The sequence below is a fragment of the Streptomyces sp. NPDC107521 genome, from assembly GCF_055598485.1.
The window spans coordinates 1-18676 of the sequence record NZ_JBVKAT010000012.1 but is presented as its reverse complement, the minus strand read 5'-3'; the positions used below and the strand labels follow the sequence as shown (position 1 = coordinate 18676).

The following is an 18676-nucleotide window of genomic DNA, read 5'->3' as shown; positions in this document are numbered from 1 at the left end:
CCCTCCCCCGTCCACCCGACCGGCCACCGCGACGAGGTCCCCGCCATGAGCTGCACGAACTGCCGGGCCGCCCTGCCGGGCGGGGCCCGCTTCTGCCCGTCCTGCGGCACCCCCTGCCGTCCGCCGGACCCGCGCCCCGCCCCCTCCGGGGGGCCGGGGCCGGAGTTCCCGCCCGGGCCAGTCGAGGCCCGCAAGGTCGTCACCGTGCTCTTCTGCGACCTGGTGGGCTCCACGGCGCTCTCCGAGGCACTCGACCCGGAGATCCTCCGCGCCGTCACCCTGCGCTACTTCGCGCTGATGCGCGGCCAGGTGGAGGAGCACGGGGGCACCCTGGAGAAGTTCATCGGGGACGCCGTGATGGCCGTCTTCGGGGTACCCTCGGTGCGCGAGGACGACGCCCGCCGCGCCCTCGGCGCCGCGCTCGGCATGCTCGACGCGCTGGACCGGCTCAACGCCGACCTCGAACAGGCCCTGGGGATCGGGCTGGAGGTGCGCATCGGGGTGAACACCGGCCCCGTGGTGGCGGCTTCGGACGCCTCCGCACGGCAGGCCCTCGTCTCCGGGGAGACCGTCAACGTCGCGGCCCGGCTGGAGCAGCACGCCGACGCCGGGAGCATCCTGCTCGGCCCGCAGACCCGTCTCGCGGCGGGCCCCACGGTCCGCGTCGAGGAGGTCGGCCCGCTGCGCCTCAAGGGCAAGTCGGTGCCGGTGACGGCGTACCGCCTGCTGGGGCTGGGCGGCGACGAGCCGGACCAACTGCGGCGCTTCGACATCCCGTTCGTGGGACGCGACGCCGAACTCGACGCGCTGGACGCGGCGCTGGCCCGTGCGGCGGGCACGACGGGAGCCGGGCGGACGGCCGGGGCACCGGGTGCGCCCGGCGGCGCGCGGACCGCGAACGGCGCTCGGGCGTACGACGGTCGGGCCGTCACGGCCGCCCGGGACCGGGAGGACGACGCCGATCCCGGCCCCGGCATCGACGCCGCCGCGGGGGTCGAACGGGACACCTTCCCGGGCCCGGCCCACATACACGACAACACCGCCCGCCTCGCCGACGGCCCCCACCACACGGCCCACGACACCCGCCCGACCCCGACCACCCCCCAGAACACAACCACCCGGCATTCCGTGAACAACCCACCCACAAGTGTTCACGCCGACACGACCACCCACCGGAACACCTCCCCCGACCCGGCCGCCGGCCCCCGCACGGTCCGGGGCACCGCGGACGAAGTGTCCTGGAGTGGCGAGGCCCCGGACGGCCGGGGCACCGACGTGGCGGACGAGGGGAGCCCTTCCGTCGGTCCGCCGGGGAGCCGTGCCGCCGGGACCGGCGCCGCGGGTCCTCCCCCCGTCCGGCACCGGCTGCTGGTGCACGGGGAGGCCGGGCTGGGCAAGACCCGGCTGGTCCGGCAGTGGCTGGCGACCCGGGCCGGGCCCCGGGTGGCCCACGGCGCCGGCCGCTGCCGCCCCTACGGCGACCGGGGCACCCTCTGGCCGCTGGCCGACGCCCTCACCTCGCTGCTGGCCGCCGGCCGTTCCGGGGCCGCGGAACGGGACGCGGCGGACGCCCTGGCCGTGCTGGCGGGCGGCCTGCTCGCGGACGGCACCCCCAGCCCCTCGCCGGACGACACCTGCGCCGCGCTGCTCCAGGTGCTGACCGCCGCCACCACCGGCGGCCCCGTGGTGCTGGTCCTCGACGACTGCCACTGGGCCGCCCCGGCCCTGCTGGACCTGGTGGACCGGCTCGACCGGGAACTCGGCGACGCCCCCGTCCTGCTGCTCTGCCTGGCCCGGCCCGAGCTGCTGGACTCCCACGCCGCGCCGCCCGGCACCACGCTGGCCCTTCCGGGGCTGCCGGAGGCCGACGCGCGGCTGCTGGCGGAGGGCCTCGCCCGGACCACCGCCCGCATCACCACCCGGATCACCACCCGGGGCGGCGCGGCCGACGGCCGGTCACCCCGCGTCGGCGCGCCCGGCGCGGGCCCCGGCGGCGGCGCGCACCAGGGCGGCACCCCCGAGGGCGCCGTCGCGCCCGGCGGCGGCGCGCCCCTCGTCGGCCCGGCCGGCCGCACCCCCGGCGCCCCGTCGGGCGACCCCGGCACCCCGTCCGGTCTCCCCGACCGGCTGCTGGAGCGCGCCGGGGGCAACCCCCTGCACCTGGAGCAACTGCTGCTGCCGCTGCCCCGCGGCGCCCGGGCCGACGACCCGCCGCCCACCGTGCAGGCGCTGCTGGGCGCCCGGATCGACGCCCTGGCCGGCACCGAGCGGGTCACCCTGGACCTCGCCGCCGTGCTGGGCGGCCGGTTCGACGCCGGAGAGCTGGCCGAACTGGCCCGCGGCACCCGGCGCGGCACCGTCGAGGCGCTGCTGGCGCTGGGCCGCCACCGCATGGTCGAGCCGGCCGCCGACGGGCGCGGCTACCGGTTCGCCAGCGGACTGGTCCAGGAGGTGGCGTACGGCTGCATGTCCAAACGGGCCCGCGCCGAACGGCACGAGCGGGCCGCCGACCTGCCCGGGGTCCGGGCACGCGGCGACGGCGCGGTCGGCGGCCATCTGGAGCGGGCCTACCGCTACCGGCGCGAACTGGGCGTGGTGACCGAGGAGCTGGGGACGCTGCGGCTGCGGGCGGCCGGCGCCCTCGGCCGTGCCGGGGCGCAGGCGCTGGCCCGCTCCGACCTGCCGTGGGCCGACGACCTGCTGAGCCGGTCCACCGCCCTGTACGGGCCCGGCGACCCGTCCGCCGCGGGGGCGCTGCGCCGCCTCGGCGAGGTCCGGCTGGCGCTGGGCCGGGTGGCGGAGGCGCGGGAGCTGCTGCGGCGCACCGCCGCGGCCCCGGCCGACCCGCTGGAGCTGGCGCACGCCCGGCTGAGCCTGGCGGTGGCCGGGGTGCCGGACGGCGACTCCCCGGCCGAGGCCGCCCGGGGGACGCTGCCCGTCTTCGAGGCGGCCGGCGATCCGCTCGGGCAGGCCAGGGCGTGTCTGCGGCTCGGCCAGCACCGGCAGGCGCAGGGCCGGCACGGCGAGGCGGACGCCCTGCTCACCCGGGCCCTGGCGCACGCGGTGGCCGCCGACGCCGAGCCGGAGCGGGCCGCCGCGCTCGGTGCCGTCGGCGTCTCGCTGTGGCGCGGCCCGGAGCCGCTGCCGACGGCGCTGGACCGCTGCCGGGCGCTGCTCGCCGAGCACGGGCGGCGCCCCACCGTGCGGGTGACGCTGAACTGTCCGCTCGCCGTCATGCTGGCGCTGCGCGCCCGGCCGGCCGAGGCGCGCGCCCGGCTGGCGGAGGCGGAGCGGCTCGCGGAGCGGCTCGGCTACGCGGAGGCGCGGGTGTTCCTGCCCCTGTTCGGCGCGCTGGTCGACACCCTGGCGGGCCGGGGCGGCCGGGCGCTGGGCGCGCTGGACCGGGCGGCCCGCGAGGCCCGGTCGCTGGGCGCCGACGCGCTGCGGGACACGGTGGCCCTGGAGTCGGCCCGGGTCCTGCTGGACCAGGGGCGGTGGCGGGAGGCGGCGGCGGCGCTCGCCCCGCTGTCCGGGCGGCCCGGCCGCCCCCCGGCCGAGGCGGTGGACCTGGACGGGCTGAACGGCCGGCTGGCCGCGGCCCGGGGCCGGGACGGGGAGGCGCGGGAGCTGGCGGCCCGCGCGGTCCGGGCGGCGGCGGACACCGACTCCCCGCTGGTCCGGGCGCAGGCCTCGCTGGACCTGGCGCACACCCTGCGGACCCTGGGAAGCGACCGGGAGGCCGTCCCGGCGGCCCGGGCCGCCGAGGAGTCGTTCACGGCCAAGGGCCATCTGCCCGGCGTCGGCTGGGCGCGGGCCGTGCGGCTCGCGAGCCCGGCGCGGCGGCGGCCGGCCCCGCGAGGAGAGGAGAGTTCCGCATGACGACCGCGACGGCGGGCCCCGGCGACGGGCTGACCTGGAGCCTGCGCGGCCGGGGACCCGGGGACATCCCCGTCCTGGCCGACCGGGGCCCCGAACCGGCCGAACGGCCCCTGCCCGGCGGCTCCGGCGCCGGTGTCCGGGTGTGCGTGGTGGACTCGGGGGTGGAGCGGGACCACCCGCTGGTGGGCCCGGTCGCCGGGTCCCGGGTGGTGGTCCGGGACGACGACGGGACCGTCTCCGTACGGGAGACGGACACCGGCGACGTCTGCGGCCACGGCACCGCCTGCGCGGGGATCATCCGCCGCACGGCGCCGGAGTGCGAGCTGCACAGCGTGCGGGTCCTCGGGGAGCGGTTCTCCGGGACGGGCGACATGCTGATCGCGGGGCTGCGCTGGGCCGTCCGGCAGCGCTTCGACGTGATCAACCTCAGTCTGTCCACCACGCGGGCGCGGTTCGCGGAGGAGCTGCACGCCCTCGCCGACGAGGCGTACTTCAACCGGACGGTGATCACCGCCTCGGCGCACAACACGCCGGTGGAGAGCTTCCCGTGGCGGTTCGCCTCGGTCGTCTCGGTCGGCAGCCACCAGGAGGACGACCCCGGGCTGCACCTGTACAACCCGGACCCGCCGGTCGAGTTCTTCGCCCCCGGGCAGAACGTCGAGGTGGCCTGGCTCGGCGGGGCCAGCATCCGCACCACCGGCAACAGCTTCGCCACCCCGTTCGTCGCCGGGCTGTGCGCCCGGCTGCTGTCCGCGCATCCCCGGATGACGACCTTCCAGCTCAAGAACGCCCTCTTTCTCTCGGCGGCCAACGTGCAGGTCGCCCGACCCGGCAGCAGAGGTGCCCCATGACTCTTCCGATCGGGCCCGCGACGGCCCCCACCCCCGACGGTCCGGGCGAGGACGCCTCGGTCCGGGAACTCCTCCAGTCGGTCGTCGACGTGGCACGGGCCATCTTCGGCGCCGGGGCCAGCTCGGTCCTGCTGCTCGACGACGGCACGCAGGAGCTGGTGTTCCAGGCGGTGTCCGGGCAGGGGGAGGAGTTCCTGACCGGGCGGCGCTTCCCGGCCGGGCGGGGCATCGCCGGGTGGGTGGCGATGTCCGGGGAGTCCGTGATCGTGGACGACCTCGCCCGGGACTCCTCCTTCGACCGGGCGCTGGCGGAGTCCACGGCGTACGTGCCGGACGCGCTGATGGCGGCGCCGCTGCTGCACGACGACCGGGTCCTCGGCGTGCTGGAGGTGCTCGACCCGGCCCCGCAGGCCCGCTCAAGCCTCAGCGAGCTGGATCTGCTGTCGCTGTTCGCGCGGCAGGCCGCGGCGGCGCTGCGGATCGCCATCGACCGCCGGCCGCGGGCGCCCCGGCGGGGCGGGCTCGCCGATGACCAGCGGGCCGCGGCGGTGCGGCTGATGACGGAGCTGGAGCGGCTGCTGGCGGACGCCGACACATAGGGACGGCGGGACGCCGGCACACGGGGACGCCGGAGACGGGGACGCCGGAAAGGGGAGCGGGAGCGGACGCCGGGGCGGCGGGCCGGGGACGGCACCCGGCGAGGCCGTACCGGCGCCCCGGGCGGGGCCCGTTCCGCCCACGGTCCGCCCCCGGGGCGGGCCCGGCCGTGCGGAAACCCACTGGGCAGTGTCAGTGGTGAACCGTAGGCTCGGTCCTGATGCCCACCACACCTGCCTCCGCCGAGGAATCCGCCCCGGACCGCTCCGCCGTGCGCGCGCTGCTGCGGCTGTGGCCGTATGTGCGGCCCGTGCGGGCCCGGCTGTCCTTCGCCGCCCTCATCGCGGTCGTCGCCTCCTGCACGGGGCTGGTGATCCCGCTCGTCCTGAAGTGGATGGTGGACGGCCCGGTCGCGGACGGGGACACGGCCGGGGTGTGGCTCGGCGCCCTGTTCCTGCTGCTCCTGGGGGTGGGCGAGGCGCTGCTGTTCGGGCTGCGGCGGTGGCTGGTGGCCCGGCCGCTGTCGCGGATCGAGGCGCGGATGCGGGCCGACCTCTACCGGCACGTGCAGCGGCTCCCGGTCGCCTCCCACGACCGGTGGGCGTCGGGACAGCTCCTCTCGCGCGGCACCACCGATCTGATGCTGCTGCGCATGTTCCTGGCGTTCCCCCTGACCTTCCTGCTGGTCAACGGGGTGACGATCCTGGTCGGCGTGGTCATCATGCTGATGCAGGACTGGCTGCTGGGGCTGGTGATCCTCGGGCCCGCCGTGCCCGTGGTGGCCACCCTGGCGGCGTTCGAGAAGAAGTACTCGGCGGTGACGCGGCTCGCCCAGGACCAGGTGGGCGATCTGACGACCGTGGTCGAGGAGAGCGTGCTCGGCATCCGGATCATCAAGGGCTTCGGGCGCCACCGCAGCCAGGCGCGGGCCTTCCGGGAGCTGTCCGGGGCCCTGCGGGGGACGGAGCTGCGCAAGGCGCGGCTGCTGGCGGGCATCTGGGCGGTCATCGTGACCCTGCCCGAGGTGGCCGTCGGCGCGGCGCTGGTGGTGGGCGTGGTCCAGGTGGCCGACGGGGCGCTGTCGGCGGGGACGCTGGTGGCCTTCCTGTCCACGGCGCTTGCGTTGCGCTGGCCCGTGGAGTCCATCGGCTTCCTGCTGGCGATGAGCCAGGAGGCGGCCACCGCGACCGACCGGTACTTCGAGGTGATGGACGCCGAGGAGGAGGGCGGCACGGCGTCCGCCCCGCCCGCCGCCGGGCGGCGCGTCCGGGTCACCCACCGCCCGTCCGCCCCGGTCCCGGACGCCCCACACCCGGCGGCCGGGGCCTCCCCCGGACCCACCGGGGCGGGGACCCCGGACGCCACGGTCGCCGCGGCCCCGGCGGCCGCCGCCGGGACCCCGGGCACCGGACACCCGGGCACCGCCGGGCTCCGCTTCGAGAACGTCCGCTTCCGCTACCCCGACGCGCCCCCCGGCTCCCCTCCCCTGCTCGACCGCGTCGACCTGCACGTCCGCCCCGGCGAGTCGATGGCCCTGGTCGGCGCCACCGGCAGCGGCAAGACGACGCTCACCGCGCTGATCCCCCGGCTGCACGAGGTGACCTCCGGCCGGATCACCCTGGACGGGGTGGACATCACCGCCCTGCCCCGCGAGGAGCTGCGCGCGCTGGTGGCCGTCGCCTTCGAGGAGCCCACCCTGTTCTCGGCCACCGTCGGGGAGAACGTCCTCATGGGCGCCGGTCCCGGCGCGGGCGACGACGAGCTGGTCCGGGCCCTGGCCATCGCCCAGGCCGACTTCGCGCACGCGCTGCCGCAGGGCACCGGCACCCCCGTCGGCGAGCAGGGGCTCAGCCTGTCCGGCGGGCAGCGCCAGCGCCTCGCCCTGGCGCGGGCCGTGGTCGGCAGGCCGCGGTTCCTCGTCCTGGACGACCCGCTGTCCGCGCTGGACGTGCACACCGAGGCGGCCGTCGAGGCCGCGCTGCGCCGGGTGCTCGCGGACACCACCGCGCTGATCGTGGCGCACCGTCCCTCCACGGTCCTGCTCGCGGACCGGGTGGCGCTGCTCTCCGGCGGCCGGATCGCCGCCGTCGGCAGCCACCAGGAGCTGCTGCGCACCCACACCGAGTACGCCCATCTGATGGCGGGACACGAGGAGCACGAGGAAGGGGACGCCCGATGACGGCGCCCACGGCCACCGCGCCGGACCGCGAACGGCCCGACGGCGAGGACCCCGCGAGGGGTCCCGGCCCCGTCGTCGACCCCGTCGACCAGGATCTGCCGGCGGGCCCGCCCGGGGCGACCGCCGCCCTGCTGCGGTCCCTGCTGGCGCCGCTGCGGGCCCGGGTGGCCGCGGCGGCGCTGCTCCTGCTGCTCCAGCAGGCGGCGGTGCAGGCGGGCCCGCTGCTGGTGGCGTACGCCATCGACCGCGCGGTGCCGGCCCTGCGGGCCGGCGACAGCGGGCCGCTGATCGCGGTGGCCGTCGGCTATCTGCTCTGCTCGGTGGCCGGGGGCGCCCTGCAGTACGGCTTCATCATCCTCTCGGCGCGGGTCAACCAGGACGTGCTGCTGGAGCTGCGGGGCCGGATCTTCCGGCACGCGCAGGCGCTGAGCGTCGACTTCCACGAGCGCTACACGTCGGGGCGGCTGATCTCCCGGTCCACCACGGACGTGGAGTCGCTGCGGGAACTGCTCGGCGAAGGGCTCCAGGAACTCGTCACGGTCGTGCTCTCGTTCGTCTCCATCTCGCTGATGCTGCTCTGGCTGGACCTGGGTCTCGGGGCGGTCGCGGTGGGGTCGTTCGTGCCGCTGTGCCTGCTGATCCGGTCCTACCGGCGGCGCGCGGGCCGGGTCTACGCGGAGCGGTCGACGGCGATGGCGGCGGTCATCGTGAAGTTCGTGGAGACGCTGAACGGCATCCGCCCGGTGCGGGCCTTCCGCCGGGAGGCCGCCAACGACGCCGACTTCGCGGTGCTCAACGCCCGCCACGAGCGGACCAACGGGGACGCGCTGCTGGAGATGGCCCGCTATGTGGTCGGTTCCCGGCTGGTCGCCAACACCGCCGTCGCGGGGATCGTGCTCTGGGGCGCGTACCGGGTGGCGGAGGGCACGCTGGCACTCGGGGTGCTGGCGGCGGCCGTGCTGTACCTGCGGCGCCTGTACGACCCGATCGACCGGCTCGGCATGTTCCTCAACTCCTACCAGTCCGCGGGGGCCTCGCTGGAGAAGATCGCCGGGCTGCTGGCGCAGACCCCTTCGGTGCCGGAGCCGGCCGCGCCCGGTGAGCTGCCGCCCCTGGCGTCGGAGCACCCCGGGCGCGAGGTGGTCTTCGACGCGGTGAGCTTCGGCTACCGCACCGGCGGCGAGGTGCTGCCCCGCTTCGACCTGACCCTCCCGGCCGGGCAGACCGTCGCGGTGGTGGGCTCGACCGGGGCGGGCAAGTCGACGCTGGCCAAGCTGCTCGCCCGGTTCTACGACCCCTCGGCCGGGCGGGTGCTGCTGGACGGCACGGACCTGCGCGAGCTGGCCGTGCCCGAACTGCGGCGCGGGGTGGTGATGGTGACGCAGGAGGCGTTCCTGTTCTCCGGCACGGTCGCGGAGAACATCGCCATCGGGCGCCCCTCGGCCAACCGGGAGGAGATCGAGCGGGCGGCGCGGGCCATCGGCGCCCACGACTTCATCGCGGCCCTGCCGGACGGCTACGACACCGACGTCCGCAAGCGGGGCGGGCGGATCTCCGCCGGGCAGCGGCAACTGGTGGCGTTCGCGCGGGCGCTGCTGGCCGACCCGGCGGTGCTGATCCTGGACGAGGCGACCAGTTCGCTGGACGTCCCCGGGGAGCGGGCGGTGCAGCGGGCGATGGCGACGGTGCTGCGCGGCCGTACGGCGGTGGTGATCGCACACCGGCTGTCGACGGTGGGGATCGCGGACCGGGTGCTGGTGATGGAGGGCGGCCGGATCGTGGAGGACGGCCCCCCGGCCGAACTGATCGCCGGCACGGGCCGCTTCGCCCGTCTGCACCGCGCCTGGCGCGACAGCCTGTCCTGAGCCGCGCCGGGGCGGCACGGGCACCCGACCCCGGGAGGGTGCGCGGCGGCCCCGGGACGGACGGCGGCGCCCCGCCCGGAAGCGGCACCCGCGGCGGACGGGGCCCCGCGCCCGGCCGGGCGCGCGGTGACCCCGGGCGGACACGCGGCGGCCCCGGTGTGGGCGGCGGCCCCTCCCCGGGGCCGGGGCTCCGGCTCCTCCCGGAGCGCGGGCGGGCCGCGGAGACCGCGCCCCGTGAAAGATCCGTATATCGAACGTGAACACCCGGACAACGAACGACTTTCGGCCAACCTACTGACGCGCTCCTGACAAGAACCACGTTCTCCTGCGACTCTTCCGACGGCCGTTCCGCAGCGCCCCCGCAACCGGCGTTCCAGCGCCGCGCGCCGGCCCGCTCCACGCGTCCGCACACCACATCTGCGTATCTCCCGCACCGCCCGGCCGGCCCACCCGCCGGCCGGTCTCCCCCAGGCCGCGCGATCCGCGGCCCGCGCAGAAGGAGTCAGTGTTGAGCAGCAGCTCTCCCCACAGAGACACCTCCCCCACCCCGCCCCACCGCAGGACCCAGCTCCGCTCCGCCGCCGTCGCCCTGGCCGGCGTCGCCGCGCTGGTGGCGGCGGCCGTCCAGTCCGGCCCTGCCACCGCCGCCCCGACGGCGCCCCCCGCCAAGGGCGCCGGACTCGTCTCGCTCTCCCCCGCCCAGCGCGCCGGACTGATACGCGACGCCGGTGCCGCCACCGCCCGGACCGCCGCCGAACTCGGCCTGGGCGCCAAGGAGAAGCTGGTCGTCCGCGACGTCGTCAAGGACCGCGACGGCACTCTGCACACCCGCTACGAGCGCACCTACGACGGACTGCCCGTCCTGGGCGGCGACTTCGTCGTCGAGAGCCTCCCCGGAGGGGCCGCGAGGACCGCCACCGTCACCCGCGCCGTCACCCCGGCCACCGTGACGCCGAAGATCTCCGCCGCCGGGGCCGAGACCCGGGCCGTCGCCGCCGCCAGGGCGGCCGGCGCCGAGAAGCCGGACGCCGAACGCGCCCCGCGCAAGGTGGTCTGGGCGGCGCAGGGCACCCCCGTCCTCGCCTACGAGACCGTCGTGGGCGGCCTCCAGGAGGACGGCACCCCGAGCAGCCTCCACGTCGTCACCGACGCCGCCACCGGCGCCGAGCTGTACCAGTACCAGGCCGTCCACAAGGGCACCGGCAACACCCTGTACAGCGGCACCGTGACGCTGGGCACCGCGCAGTCCGGGTCGTCGTACACGCTGACCGACACCGCCCGCGGCGGCCACAAGACGTACAACCTCAACCGCGGCAGCTCCGGCACCGGCACCCTCTACTCGGGCGCCGACGACGTCTGGGGCAACGGCACCGCCGCCGACAGCGAGACCGCCGCCGCCGACGCCCACTACGGCGCCGCGCTGACCTGGGACTACTACAAGCAGGTGCACGGCCGCTCGGGCATCCGGGGCGACGGCGTGGGCGCCTACTCCCGGGTCCACTACGGCAACGCGTACGTCAACGCCTTCTGGGACGACAGCTGCTTCTGCATGACCTACGGCGACGGCACGGGCAACAGCCGCCCGCTCACCGCCATCGACGTGGCGGGGCACGAGATGACCCACGGCGTCACCTCCAACACCGCGGGCCTCGTCTACAGCGGTGAGTCCGGCGGCCTCAACGAGGCCACCTCGGACATCTTCGGCACCTCCGTCGAGTTCTTCGCCGCCAACGCCTCCGACGTCGGCGACTACCTCATCGGCGAGAAGATCAACATCAACGGCAACGGCACCCCGCTGCGCTACATGGACAAGCCCAGCAGGGACGGCGCCTCCAAGGACTCCTGGTACTCCGGCATCGGCGGTATCGACGTCCACTACTCCTCCGGACCCGCCAACCACTTCTTCTACCTGCTGAGCGAGGGCAGCGGCGCCAAGACCATCAACGGCGTCAGCTACGACTCGCCCACCGCGGACGGCCTCGCGGTCACCGGCATCGGCCGCGCCAAGGCGGAGCAGATCTGGTTCCGGGCCCTGGCCACGAAGTTCACCTCGTCCACCAACTACGCGGGCGCCCGCACGGGCACCCTCGCGGCGGCCGGCGAGCTGTACGGGGCGACGGGCACCGAGTACGCGGCGGTGCAGGACGCGTGGGCGGCCGTCGGCGTCGGCGCCCGCTCCGGGGGCGGCGGCCCGACCGACCCGCCCGGTGACGGCTCCACCTTCGAGAACACCGCCGACGTGCAGATCCCGGACTACGGCGCGGCGGTCACCTCGCCGATCACGGTCACCGGCCGCACCGGCAACGCCCCGGCCGACCTCCAGGTCTCGGTCGACATCGTGCACTCCTGGCGCGGCGACCTCCAGATCGACCTGGTCGCCCCGAACGGGGCGACGGCCCGCCTGAAGAGCAGCGGCTACGACCCGGCACCCGACGTCCACCAGACGTGGACGGTCAACGCCTCCTCGGTCGCGGCCAACGGCGTCTGGAAGCTGCGCGTCCAGGACAAGGGCCCCGGTGACACGGGCTACATCGACGGATGGAAGATCACCTTCCCCTAGACCACCCGGCTCCCGAGGGGTCCGCGCGGGGCCGGTTTCCGGCCACCGCGGACCGCGCCGCCCGCGCCCCGGAGCGGCGTCCCGACCGGGGTGCCGCCCCCGGAGGCCCCGTTCCCGGGGGCGGCACCCCGCCCAAGATCACTCCATTCCGGCCGGAGCGATTCGGCCAACACCTCTCGACCCTGGTGACATGTACACGTCGAAGGTGTCAGTGTTCTCCCCACCCGCCGCACAACTTCGCAGTCAGCAACGGCCGGACACCCCACTTGCCGGCCGGACCCCCCACCCAAGGAGTCTGTGTGTCCTCCCTCTTCTCGCGCCACAAGCGCACCACGCTCGCCGTCGCCACCGCCGTCGCCGCCGGAGCCCTGCTCACCACCGGCCTGACCGCCCAGACCGCCGCCGCCGGCAGCACCCCCGCGCCGCGCACCCCCGGCGCCGCCCCCGTCGCCCTGTCGAGCACGGCCCGCGCCGCGCTGATCCAGCAGGAGCAGGGCAGCGCCGCCGCCACCGCCGGGGAGATCGGCCTCGGCGCCAAGGAGAAGCTGGTCGTCCGCGACGTCGTCAAGGACGCCGACGGCAGTGTCCACACCCGCTACGAGCGCACCTACGGCGGACTGCCCGTCCTCGGCGGCGACCTCGTCGTCCACAAGAGCGCCGCCGGCGTCACCCGGAGCGTGACCCGGGCGACCGAGGCCACCATCAAGGTCCCGACCCTCACCCCGAAGGTGTCCGCCACCGCCGCCCGCAAGCAGGCGCTCGGCGCCGCCGACGCCGCCGGGGCCACCGGGGCGTCCGCCGACTCCACGCCCCGCAAGGTCGTCTGGGTGGCCGAGGGCACCCCCGTCCTCGCCTACGAGACCGTCGTCGGCGGCCTCCAGGAGGACGGCACCCCGAACGAGCTGCACGTCGTCACCGACGCCGTCACCGGCGCCCGGCTCAGCGAGTGGCAGGGCGTCGAGACCGGCACCGGCAAGACCCTGTACTCGGGCACGGTCAGCCTGACCACCACCCTGTCGGGCTCGACGTACCAGCTCTACGACACCACGCGCGGCGGCCACAAGACCTACAACCTGGCCCGCGGCACCTCCGGCACCGGCAGCCTGTTCACCGACGCCGACGACGTCTGGGGCACCGGCGCCGCCTCCAGTTCCTCCGCCGACCAGACCGCCGCCGCGGACGCCGCCTACGGAGCCCAGACCACCTGGGACTTCTACAAGAACACCTTCGGCCGCAACGGCATCCGCAACGACGGCCGGGCCGCGTACTCCCGCGTCCACTACGGCAACGCCTACGTCAACGCCTTCTGGCAGGACAGCTGCTTCTGCATGACGTACGGCGACGGCTACAGCAACACCAGCCCGCTCACCTCGCTGGACGTCGCCGGTCACGAGATGACCCACGGCGTCACCGCCAACACCGCCGGCCTCGTCTACAGCGGCGAGTCCGGCGGCCTCAACGAGGCCACCAGCGACATACTCGGCACCGGCGTGGAGTACTACGCCAACAACGCCTCCGACAAGGGCGACTACCTCATCGGCGAGAAGATCAACATCAACGGCAACGGCACCCCGCTGCGCTACATGGACAAGCCCAGCAAGGACGGCGCCTCCAAGGACTACTGGTACTCCGGCATCGGCGGCGTCGACGTCCACTACTCCTCCGGCCCCGCCAACCACTTCTTCTTCCTGCTGGCCGAGGGCAGCGGGGCGCGGACCGTGGACGGGGTGAGCTACAACTCCCCGACGTACAACAACTCCACCATCACCGGCATCGGCCGCGCCAAGGCGCTGCAGATCTGGTACAAGGCGCTCACCACCTACATGACGTCCACGACCAACTACAAGGGCGCCCGCACGGCGACCCTGAACGCGGCGTCGGCCCTGTACGGCGCCTCCAGCACCGAGTACCAGACGGTCGCGGCGGCCTGGACCGCCATCAACGTGACCTGACCCGTCCCGCACCACGACGGGCGGTGCCCGGGGACCCTCGGTTCCCGGGCACCCGCCCACGGGCTGCCCCGCCGCCCCGGCCCCCGCCGGGCGCCACGGGGCAGCCCTTACGCTTGGTCCCCATGTCCTTCACGTACGACGACGTCGGCGCGACCCGCGAGCGGGGCCCCTGCCCGCCCGGCTTCCGCCCCCTGCACGTACGCACCCGCCTCGGCGAGGGCGAGCAGGTCTTCCGGCGGGCGGCCGAGGCCGTGCTCACCTGGGAGATGCACCGCGAGGCGGGCATCGGCATCGAGACCGGGGCCCTGCGGGCCGCGCCCGGCGTCGACGTCACCGTCACCCTCGCCGGTCTGCTCCGGGCGCCCTGCCGGGTGGTGTGGACGACGGAGGAGTACCGCAGGGCGGGCTGGGCCTACGGCACCCTGCCCGGCCACCCCGAGTCCGGCGAGGAGGCCTTCGTCGTGGACCGCACCGGCGACGGCACCGTCTGGCTGACCGTCACCGGCTTCAGCCGCCCCGCCCGCTGGTACGCGCGGGCCGGGGGCCCGGCCACCCGGGGCTTCCAGCACGCCTACGCCCGGCGGTGCGGCACCGTGCTGCGGCGGCTGAGCGGGGGCGACGAGCAGGACTGACACCCACCGGGCGGTGCCGGGCACCGGGTCCGGCGACCGGATGCGGCGGCCGGGTCCGGCGGACGGCTGCGGGCCGTCCGGGGCACCGGGCCCGCCGCCGTCCCGGTCCGGCGACGGCTCAGGGGTGCGGCGGCCCCGGTTCCGGCGGCGCCTCCGGCCCTCGCCGCGTCAGCACCCCGGCGCCCCGGCGCCCCGGCATCGCGCCGCGTCGCCGCCCCGGCGCATCAGCGCATCAGTGGTGCCGCCGTACCGGCCGGCTCGTCGGTCGGCACGGCCACCAGGCCCGTGTCGGCGCCGGAGGCCAGCAGCGGATGGGACGGCAGCACCCGCACCGTGTAGCCGAACGGACCGGTGCGGTCCAGCGCGAGCGGCCCCTCGTAGAGCCAGCGGCCCTCCAGGTCCGGCCCGCCCACCGGCTTCAGCGCCAGGGCCGCCGCGCCGGTGATGCGGTCCCCGGAGTCGACCCGCCCCGAGACCGCCTGCACCTCCACGTCGTCCGGGACGAGGTCCCCGAGGCCCACCCGCACCCGCAGCCCCAGCGTGCTGCCGAGTTCGGCGGTCGCGGTGGCCGCCGACGCCTCCACGTGCCCGACCCGCACCCCCGGCCAGCCCGCCCGCACCCGCGCCTTCCACTCGGCCAGCCCGCGCGCCGCGTCCGGCTCCATCGCCCGGTGCGCCTCGGCCGCCGGGGTGTACAGCCGCTCCACGTACTCCCGGACCATCCGGCCCGCCAGCACCCGCGGCCCCAGCAGGCTCAGGGTCCGGCGCACCATCTCGATCCAGCGGTCGGGCAGACCGCTCCGCCCCCGCTCGTAGAAGGGCGGCGTCACCCGCTGCTCCAGCAGCTCGTAGAGGGCCGCCGCCTCCATCGCGTCGCGCCGCTCCGGATCGGTCGCGGCGCCGTCGGCGGTGGGGATCGCCCAGCCGAAGTCCGGCTGGTACCACTCGTCCCACCAGCCGTCCAGCACCGACAGGTTGAGACAGCCGTTGAGCGCCGCCTTCATCCCGCTGGTCCCGCACGCCTCCAGCGGCCGGAGCGGGTTGTTCAGCCAGACGTCGCAGCCCGGGTAGAGCTTCTGCGCCATCCCCATGCCGTAGTCGGGCAGGAACACGATCCGGTGCCGCACCCGCGGATCGTCCGCGAACCGCACCAGTTCCTGCACCAGCCGCTTGCCGCCGTCGTCCGCCGGGTGCGCCTTGCCCGCGACCACGATCTGCACCGGCCGCTCGGGGTGCAGCAGCAGCCCGGTCAGCCGCTCGCGGTCCTCCAGCATCAGCGTCAGCCGCTTGTACGAGGGGACGCGCCGCGCGAAGCCGATGGTCAGCACGTCGGGGTCGAGGACGCCGTCGATCCAGCCCAGCTCGGCCTCGCCCGCGCCGCGCTCCCGCCAGGAGGCCCGCAGCCGCTCGCGCACCTCGGCGACGAGCTGTCCGCGCAGGGTGCGGCGCAGCTCCCAGAGGTCCTCGTCGGGGATGTCGGTGACGGAGTCCCAGCGGTCCGGTCCGCCGACGGTCAGCGCCTCCTCGGCCCGCTCGGCGCCGATCGCGCGGGCGCCCAGCCGGAGCACCTCGGGGGCCACCCAGGTCGGGGCGTGCACCCCGTTGGTGACGGAGGTGATCGGCACCTCGTCGGCGTCGAAGCCCGGCCACAGCCCGGCGAACATCTCGCGGCTGACCCCGCCGTGCAGCAGCGAGACGCCGTTGGCGCGCTGGGCGAGGCGCAGGCCCATCACGGCCATGTTGAAGACCCCGGGCTCACCGCCCGGGTAGCTCTCCCCGCCCAGCCGCAGCACGCGTTCGGCGCCGATGCCGGGGAGTTCGGCGCCGGGGCCGAAGTGGCGGGCGATCAGGTCCCGGTCGAAGCGGTCGATGCCGGCCGGCACGGGGGTGTGGGTGGTGAAGACGGTCCCGGCCCGGACCGCCTCCAGCGCCGAGTCGAAGTCCAGCCCCCCGTCGCAGAGTTCCGCGATCCGCTCGACGCCGAGGAAGCCGGCGTGGCCCTCGTTGGTGTGGAACACCTCCGGCGGGGCGTGGCCGGTGATCCGGCAGTAGGCCCGCACCGCCCGGACGCCGCCCATCCCCAGCAGCATCTCCTGGAGCAGCCGGTGGTCGCTGCCGCCGCCGTAGAGCCGGTCGGTGACGCCGCGCTCCCCGAGGTCGTTCTCCTCCACGTCCGAGTCGAGCAGCAGCAGCGGGACGCGGCCCACCTGGGCGAGCCAGATCCGGGCGCGCAGCTCCCGGCCGCCGGGCAGGGCGAGGGCGACGCGGGCGGGGGTGCCGTCCGGCTCCTCCAGCAGGGCCAGGGGCAGGGCGCCCGGGTCGAGGACCGGGTAGTGCTCCTGCTGCCAGCCGTCGCGGGAGAGGGACTGGCGGAAGTAGCCGTGGCGGTAGAGCAGGCCGACGCCGACCAGCGGCACCCCGAGGTCGCTGGCCGCCTTCAGGTGGTCGCCGGCCAGGATGCCGAGCCCGCCGGAGTACTGGGGCAGGGCGGCGGTGATCCCGAACTCGGGCGAGAAGTAGGCGACGGCGGCGGGGAGCCGGGCGGACCGCTCCCGGCCCTGGTACCAGCGGTCACCGGTCATGTAGCGGTCGAGGTCGGCGGCGGCACCGGCCAGCCGGCGCAGGAACTCCCCGTCCCCGGCCAGCTCGGCCAGACGCGCGGGCGGGACCGTGCCGAGCAGCCGCACCGGGTCGCCCCCGGCCTCGGCCCAGCACCCGGGGTCGACGGACCGGAACAGGTCGCGCGTCCCCTCGTGCCAGGACCAGCGCAGATTGCGGGCCAGGTCGCTGAGCGGCCGGAGGGGGTCGGGGAGAACGGGACGGACGGTCAGACGGCGGATCGCCTTCACACTCCACCTCTACGCATTCGCTCGGTCGGACGGCGGGCCTTCCTCGGCGCCGACGACGTTACGGCGCCGCTCCGTCCCCCGCCGGGTGGTTCACCCCGTTGACGGGTGATTCCTCGCGGAATGCGGTGGTCCTGGGCGCCGGACGGGCTAACGGCGCGACCCGCCCCCGGGGGGCGTGGTCGTCCGCCGCCGGCGGGGGGTGGGGGCCGCCCCGGACGAGGGTGGGGGCCGCCCCGGCGGGCCCCGGCGAGGGGGTCCGCCCGGCGACGGGGGTCCGCCCGGCGAGGGTGGAGTCCGCCCCGGCGAGGGGGAGACGGGGCCCGGCGGTGGGTCCGGGGCGGAGCCACGGCGGCGGCCCCGGGGCCGGGACGGTGGGCCCGGGGCGGTGGGTCCAGGGTGGAGCCACGGCGGCGGGAGCCCTGGGGACGGGAGCCCTGGGGGCACGAGCCCTGGGAGCGGAGCCCCTGGGGCAGGAGGCCGATGGTGGGGCCACGGGGTGCCAAGGGGGTGGGGCGGGCGTGCCGTTCCCGCCTCCGGTCCCACCGCGTGTCTACTCCACCTGAAGGACCGCCGCCGGGCGACCGGCGCAGTGCCCCACCGGACGCCCGGAGGACGGCGCCTCCCGCATCCGGCCCATCTCCACCGCCGCACCCGCCCGTCCCCCGGCCGCTCCCGGTGTCCTCGCCCTCCCCCGCCGACGGCCCGTCCACCGACGGCGGAGCCACCCGGAGCCCGGGCCCTCCTCCCCCGCACGGCCGCACCGCCGCGCCGCGCGAGCCTCCCGGCCCCCTCCGGCGGGACCGGGCGCCCCCGGGGGAACCGCCAGCTCACCCCCGCCGCCCACCGGAAGACGTTCCCCGGCCGCGCCCTCCCCGGCACGTACCCCCGGTCACCGGGAACGGCCCCGCGCCCCGCCGCCCGTCCCCCTCCCGGGCCGGGCAGGCCCCCGTACACCCCGGGCGGCGGGCACCGGACGGCGGCGCCGCCGCCGGGCGGCCGACCTCGGCGCGCACCACAACCCGGAGGGACACGTTCTCGTTGGACAGGCCGCAACTCGGCTCGGAACGGCCCGAGTCGGTGCCGACGGGCGAGCGTCCCGCCGGCGGGACCAGTCACCCGGGGCAGGACCGGCATGCGCGTCACGGAACGGGCCGCACGGCCCCCGTACGTCCGCCCGGTCCTGCGACCGTCCACCCCGCAGACCGGAGGGTCACCCACCTCATGACCGTCAACGAGCCCGTACCGGACACCTTCGAGGACACCCCCGCGAGCGACCGCGACCCCGGCTGGTTCAAACGGGCCGTCTTCTACG

General features: G+C 76.4%; 9 protein-coding genes. 8 read left to right on the top strand and 1 reads right to left on the bottom strand.

The genetic code is table 11. The annotated features are described in order from the left end of the window. The first annotated feature begins 45 nt into the window (after positions 1 to 45). The 8 genes from ACZ7LB_RS18995 to ACZ7LB_RS18960 all read left to right on the top strand — a co-directional run bounded on the left by ACZ7LB_RS18995 (position 46) and on the right by ACZ7LB_RS18960 (position 14515). Complete coding sequence (locus ACZ7LB_RS18995) at positions 46 to 3879, top strand: adenylate/guanylate cyclase domain-containing protein (RefSeq protein WP_471469565.1); 3834 nt, start codon at positions 46 to 48, stop codon at positions 3877 to 3879. Then, the gene (locus ACZ7LB_RS18990) at positions 3876 to 4730 is read left to right on the top strand and encodes a S8 family peptidase (RefSeq protein WP_471469563.1); all 855 of its coding nucleotides are present in this window, start codon (positions 3876 to 3878) and stop codon (positions 4728 to 4730) included. Before ACZ7LB_RS18995 ends, ACZ7LB_RS18990 begins: the two co-directional genes overlap by 4 nt. Beyond that, positions 4727 to 5329, top strand: coding sequence for a GAF domain-containing protein (locus ACZ7LB_RS18985; protein WP_471469562.1), 603 nt, complete (start codon positions 4727 to 4729; stop codon positions 5327 to 5329). The genes ACZ7LB_RS18990 and ACZ7LB_RS18985 overlap by 4 nt, the downstream gene beginning before the upstream one ends. 218 nt (positions 5330 to 5547) lie before the next feature. Then, positions 5548 to 7506 carry an ABC transporter ATP-binding protein gene (locus tag ACZ7LB_RS18980; RefSeq protein ID WP_471469560.1) on the top strand — a complete coding sequence of 653 codons (1959 nt, stop codon included), beginning with the start codon at positions 5548 to 5550 and terminating at the stop codon, positions 7504 to 7506. After that, the gene (locus ACZ7LB_RS18975; protein WP_471469558.1) at positions 7503 to 9371 is read left to right on the top strand and encodes an ABC transporter ATP-binding protein; all 1869 of its coding nucleotides are present in this window, start codon (positions 7503 to 7505) and stop codon (positions 9369 to 9371) included. The genes ACZ7LB_RS18980 and ACZ7LB_RS18975 overlap by 4 nt, the downstream gene beginning before the upstream one ends. A gap of 508 nt (positions 9372 to 9879) precedes the next feature. After that, positions 9880 to 11931, top strand: a complete 2052-nt coding sequence (locus tag ACZ7LB_RS18970; RefSeq protein ID WP_471469557.1) for a M4 family metallopeptidase — start codon at positions 9880 to 9882, stop codon at positions 11929 to 11931. A gap of 299 nt (positions 11932 to 12230) precedes the next feature. Then, positions 12231 to 13883 (top strand): M4 family metallopeptidase, encoded by a 1653-nt coding sequence (locus ACZ7LB_RS18965; RefSeq protein WP_471469555.1) that lies wholly within the window; start codon positions 12231 to 12233, stop codon positions 13881 to 13883. A 122-nt stretch (positions 13884 to 14005) separates the two neighbouring features. After that, positions 14006 to 14515 carry a DUF1990 family protein gene (locus ACZ7LB_RS18960; RefSeq protein ID WP_471469554.1) on the top strand — a complete coding sequence of 170 codons (510 nt, stop codon included), beginning with the start codon at positions 14006 to 14008 and terminating at the stop codon, positions 14513 to 14515. A gap of 224 nt (positions 14516 to 14739) precedes the next feature. Here ACZ7LB_RS18960 and ACZ7LB_RS18955 read toward each other — a convergent pair whose 3' ends face one another. Continuing rightward, entirely contained in the window at positions 14740 to 17364 is a 2625-nt protein-coding gene (locus ACZ7LB_RS18955; protein ID WP_471469552.1) for a glycosyltransferase family 1 protein, read from the bottom strand. Positions 17365 to 18676 lie beyond the last annotated feature (1312 nt).

Coding starts and splice junctions, on each gene's coding strand:
- ACZ7LB_RS18995 (WP_471469565.1), top strand. CDS start 46: ATGAGCTGCACGAACTGCCGGGCCGCCCTGCCGGGCGGGGCCCGCTTC.
- ACZ7LB_RS18990 (WP_471469563.1), top strand. CDS start 3,876: ATGACGACCGCGACGGCGGGCCCCGGCGACGGGCTGACCTGGAGCCTG.
- ACZ7LB_RS18985 (WP_471469562.1), top strand. CDS start 4,727: ATGACTCTTCCGATCGGGCCCGCGACGGCCCCCACCCCCGACGGTCCG.
- ACZ7LB_RS18980 (WP_471469560.1), top strand. CDS start 5,548: ATGCCCACCACACCTGCCTCCGCCGAGGAATCCGCCCCGGACCGCTCC.
- ACZ7LB_RS18975 (WP_471469558.1), top strand. CDS start 7,503: ATGACGGCGCCCACGGCCACCGCGCCGGACCGCGAACGGCCCGACGGC.
- ACZ7LB_RS18960 (WP_471469554.1), top strand. CDS start 14,006: ATGTCCTTCACGTACGACGACGTCGGCGCGACCCGCGAGCGGGGCCCC.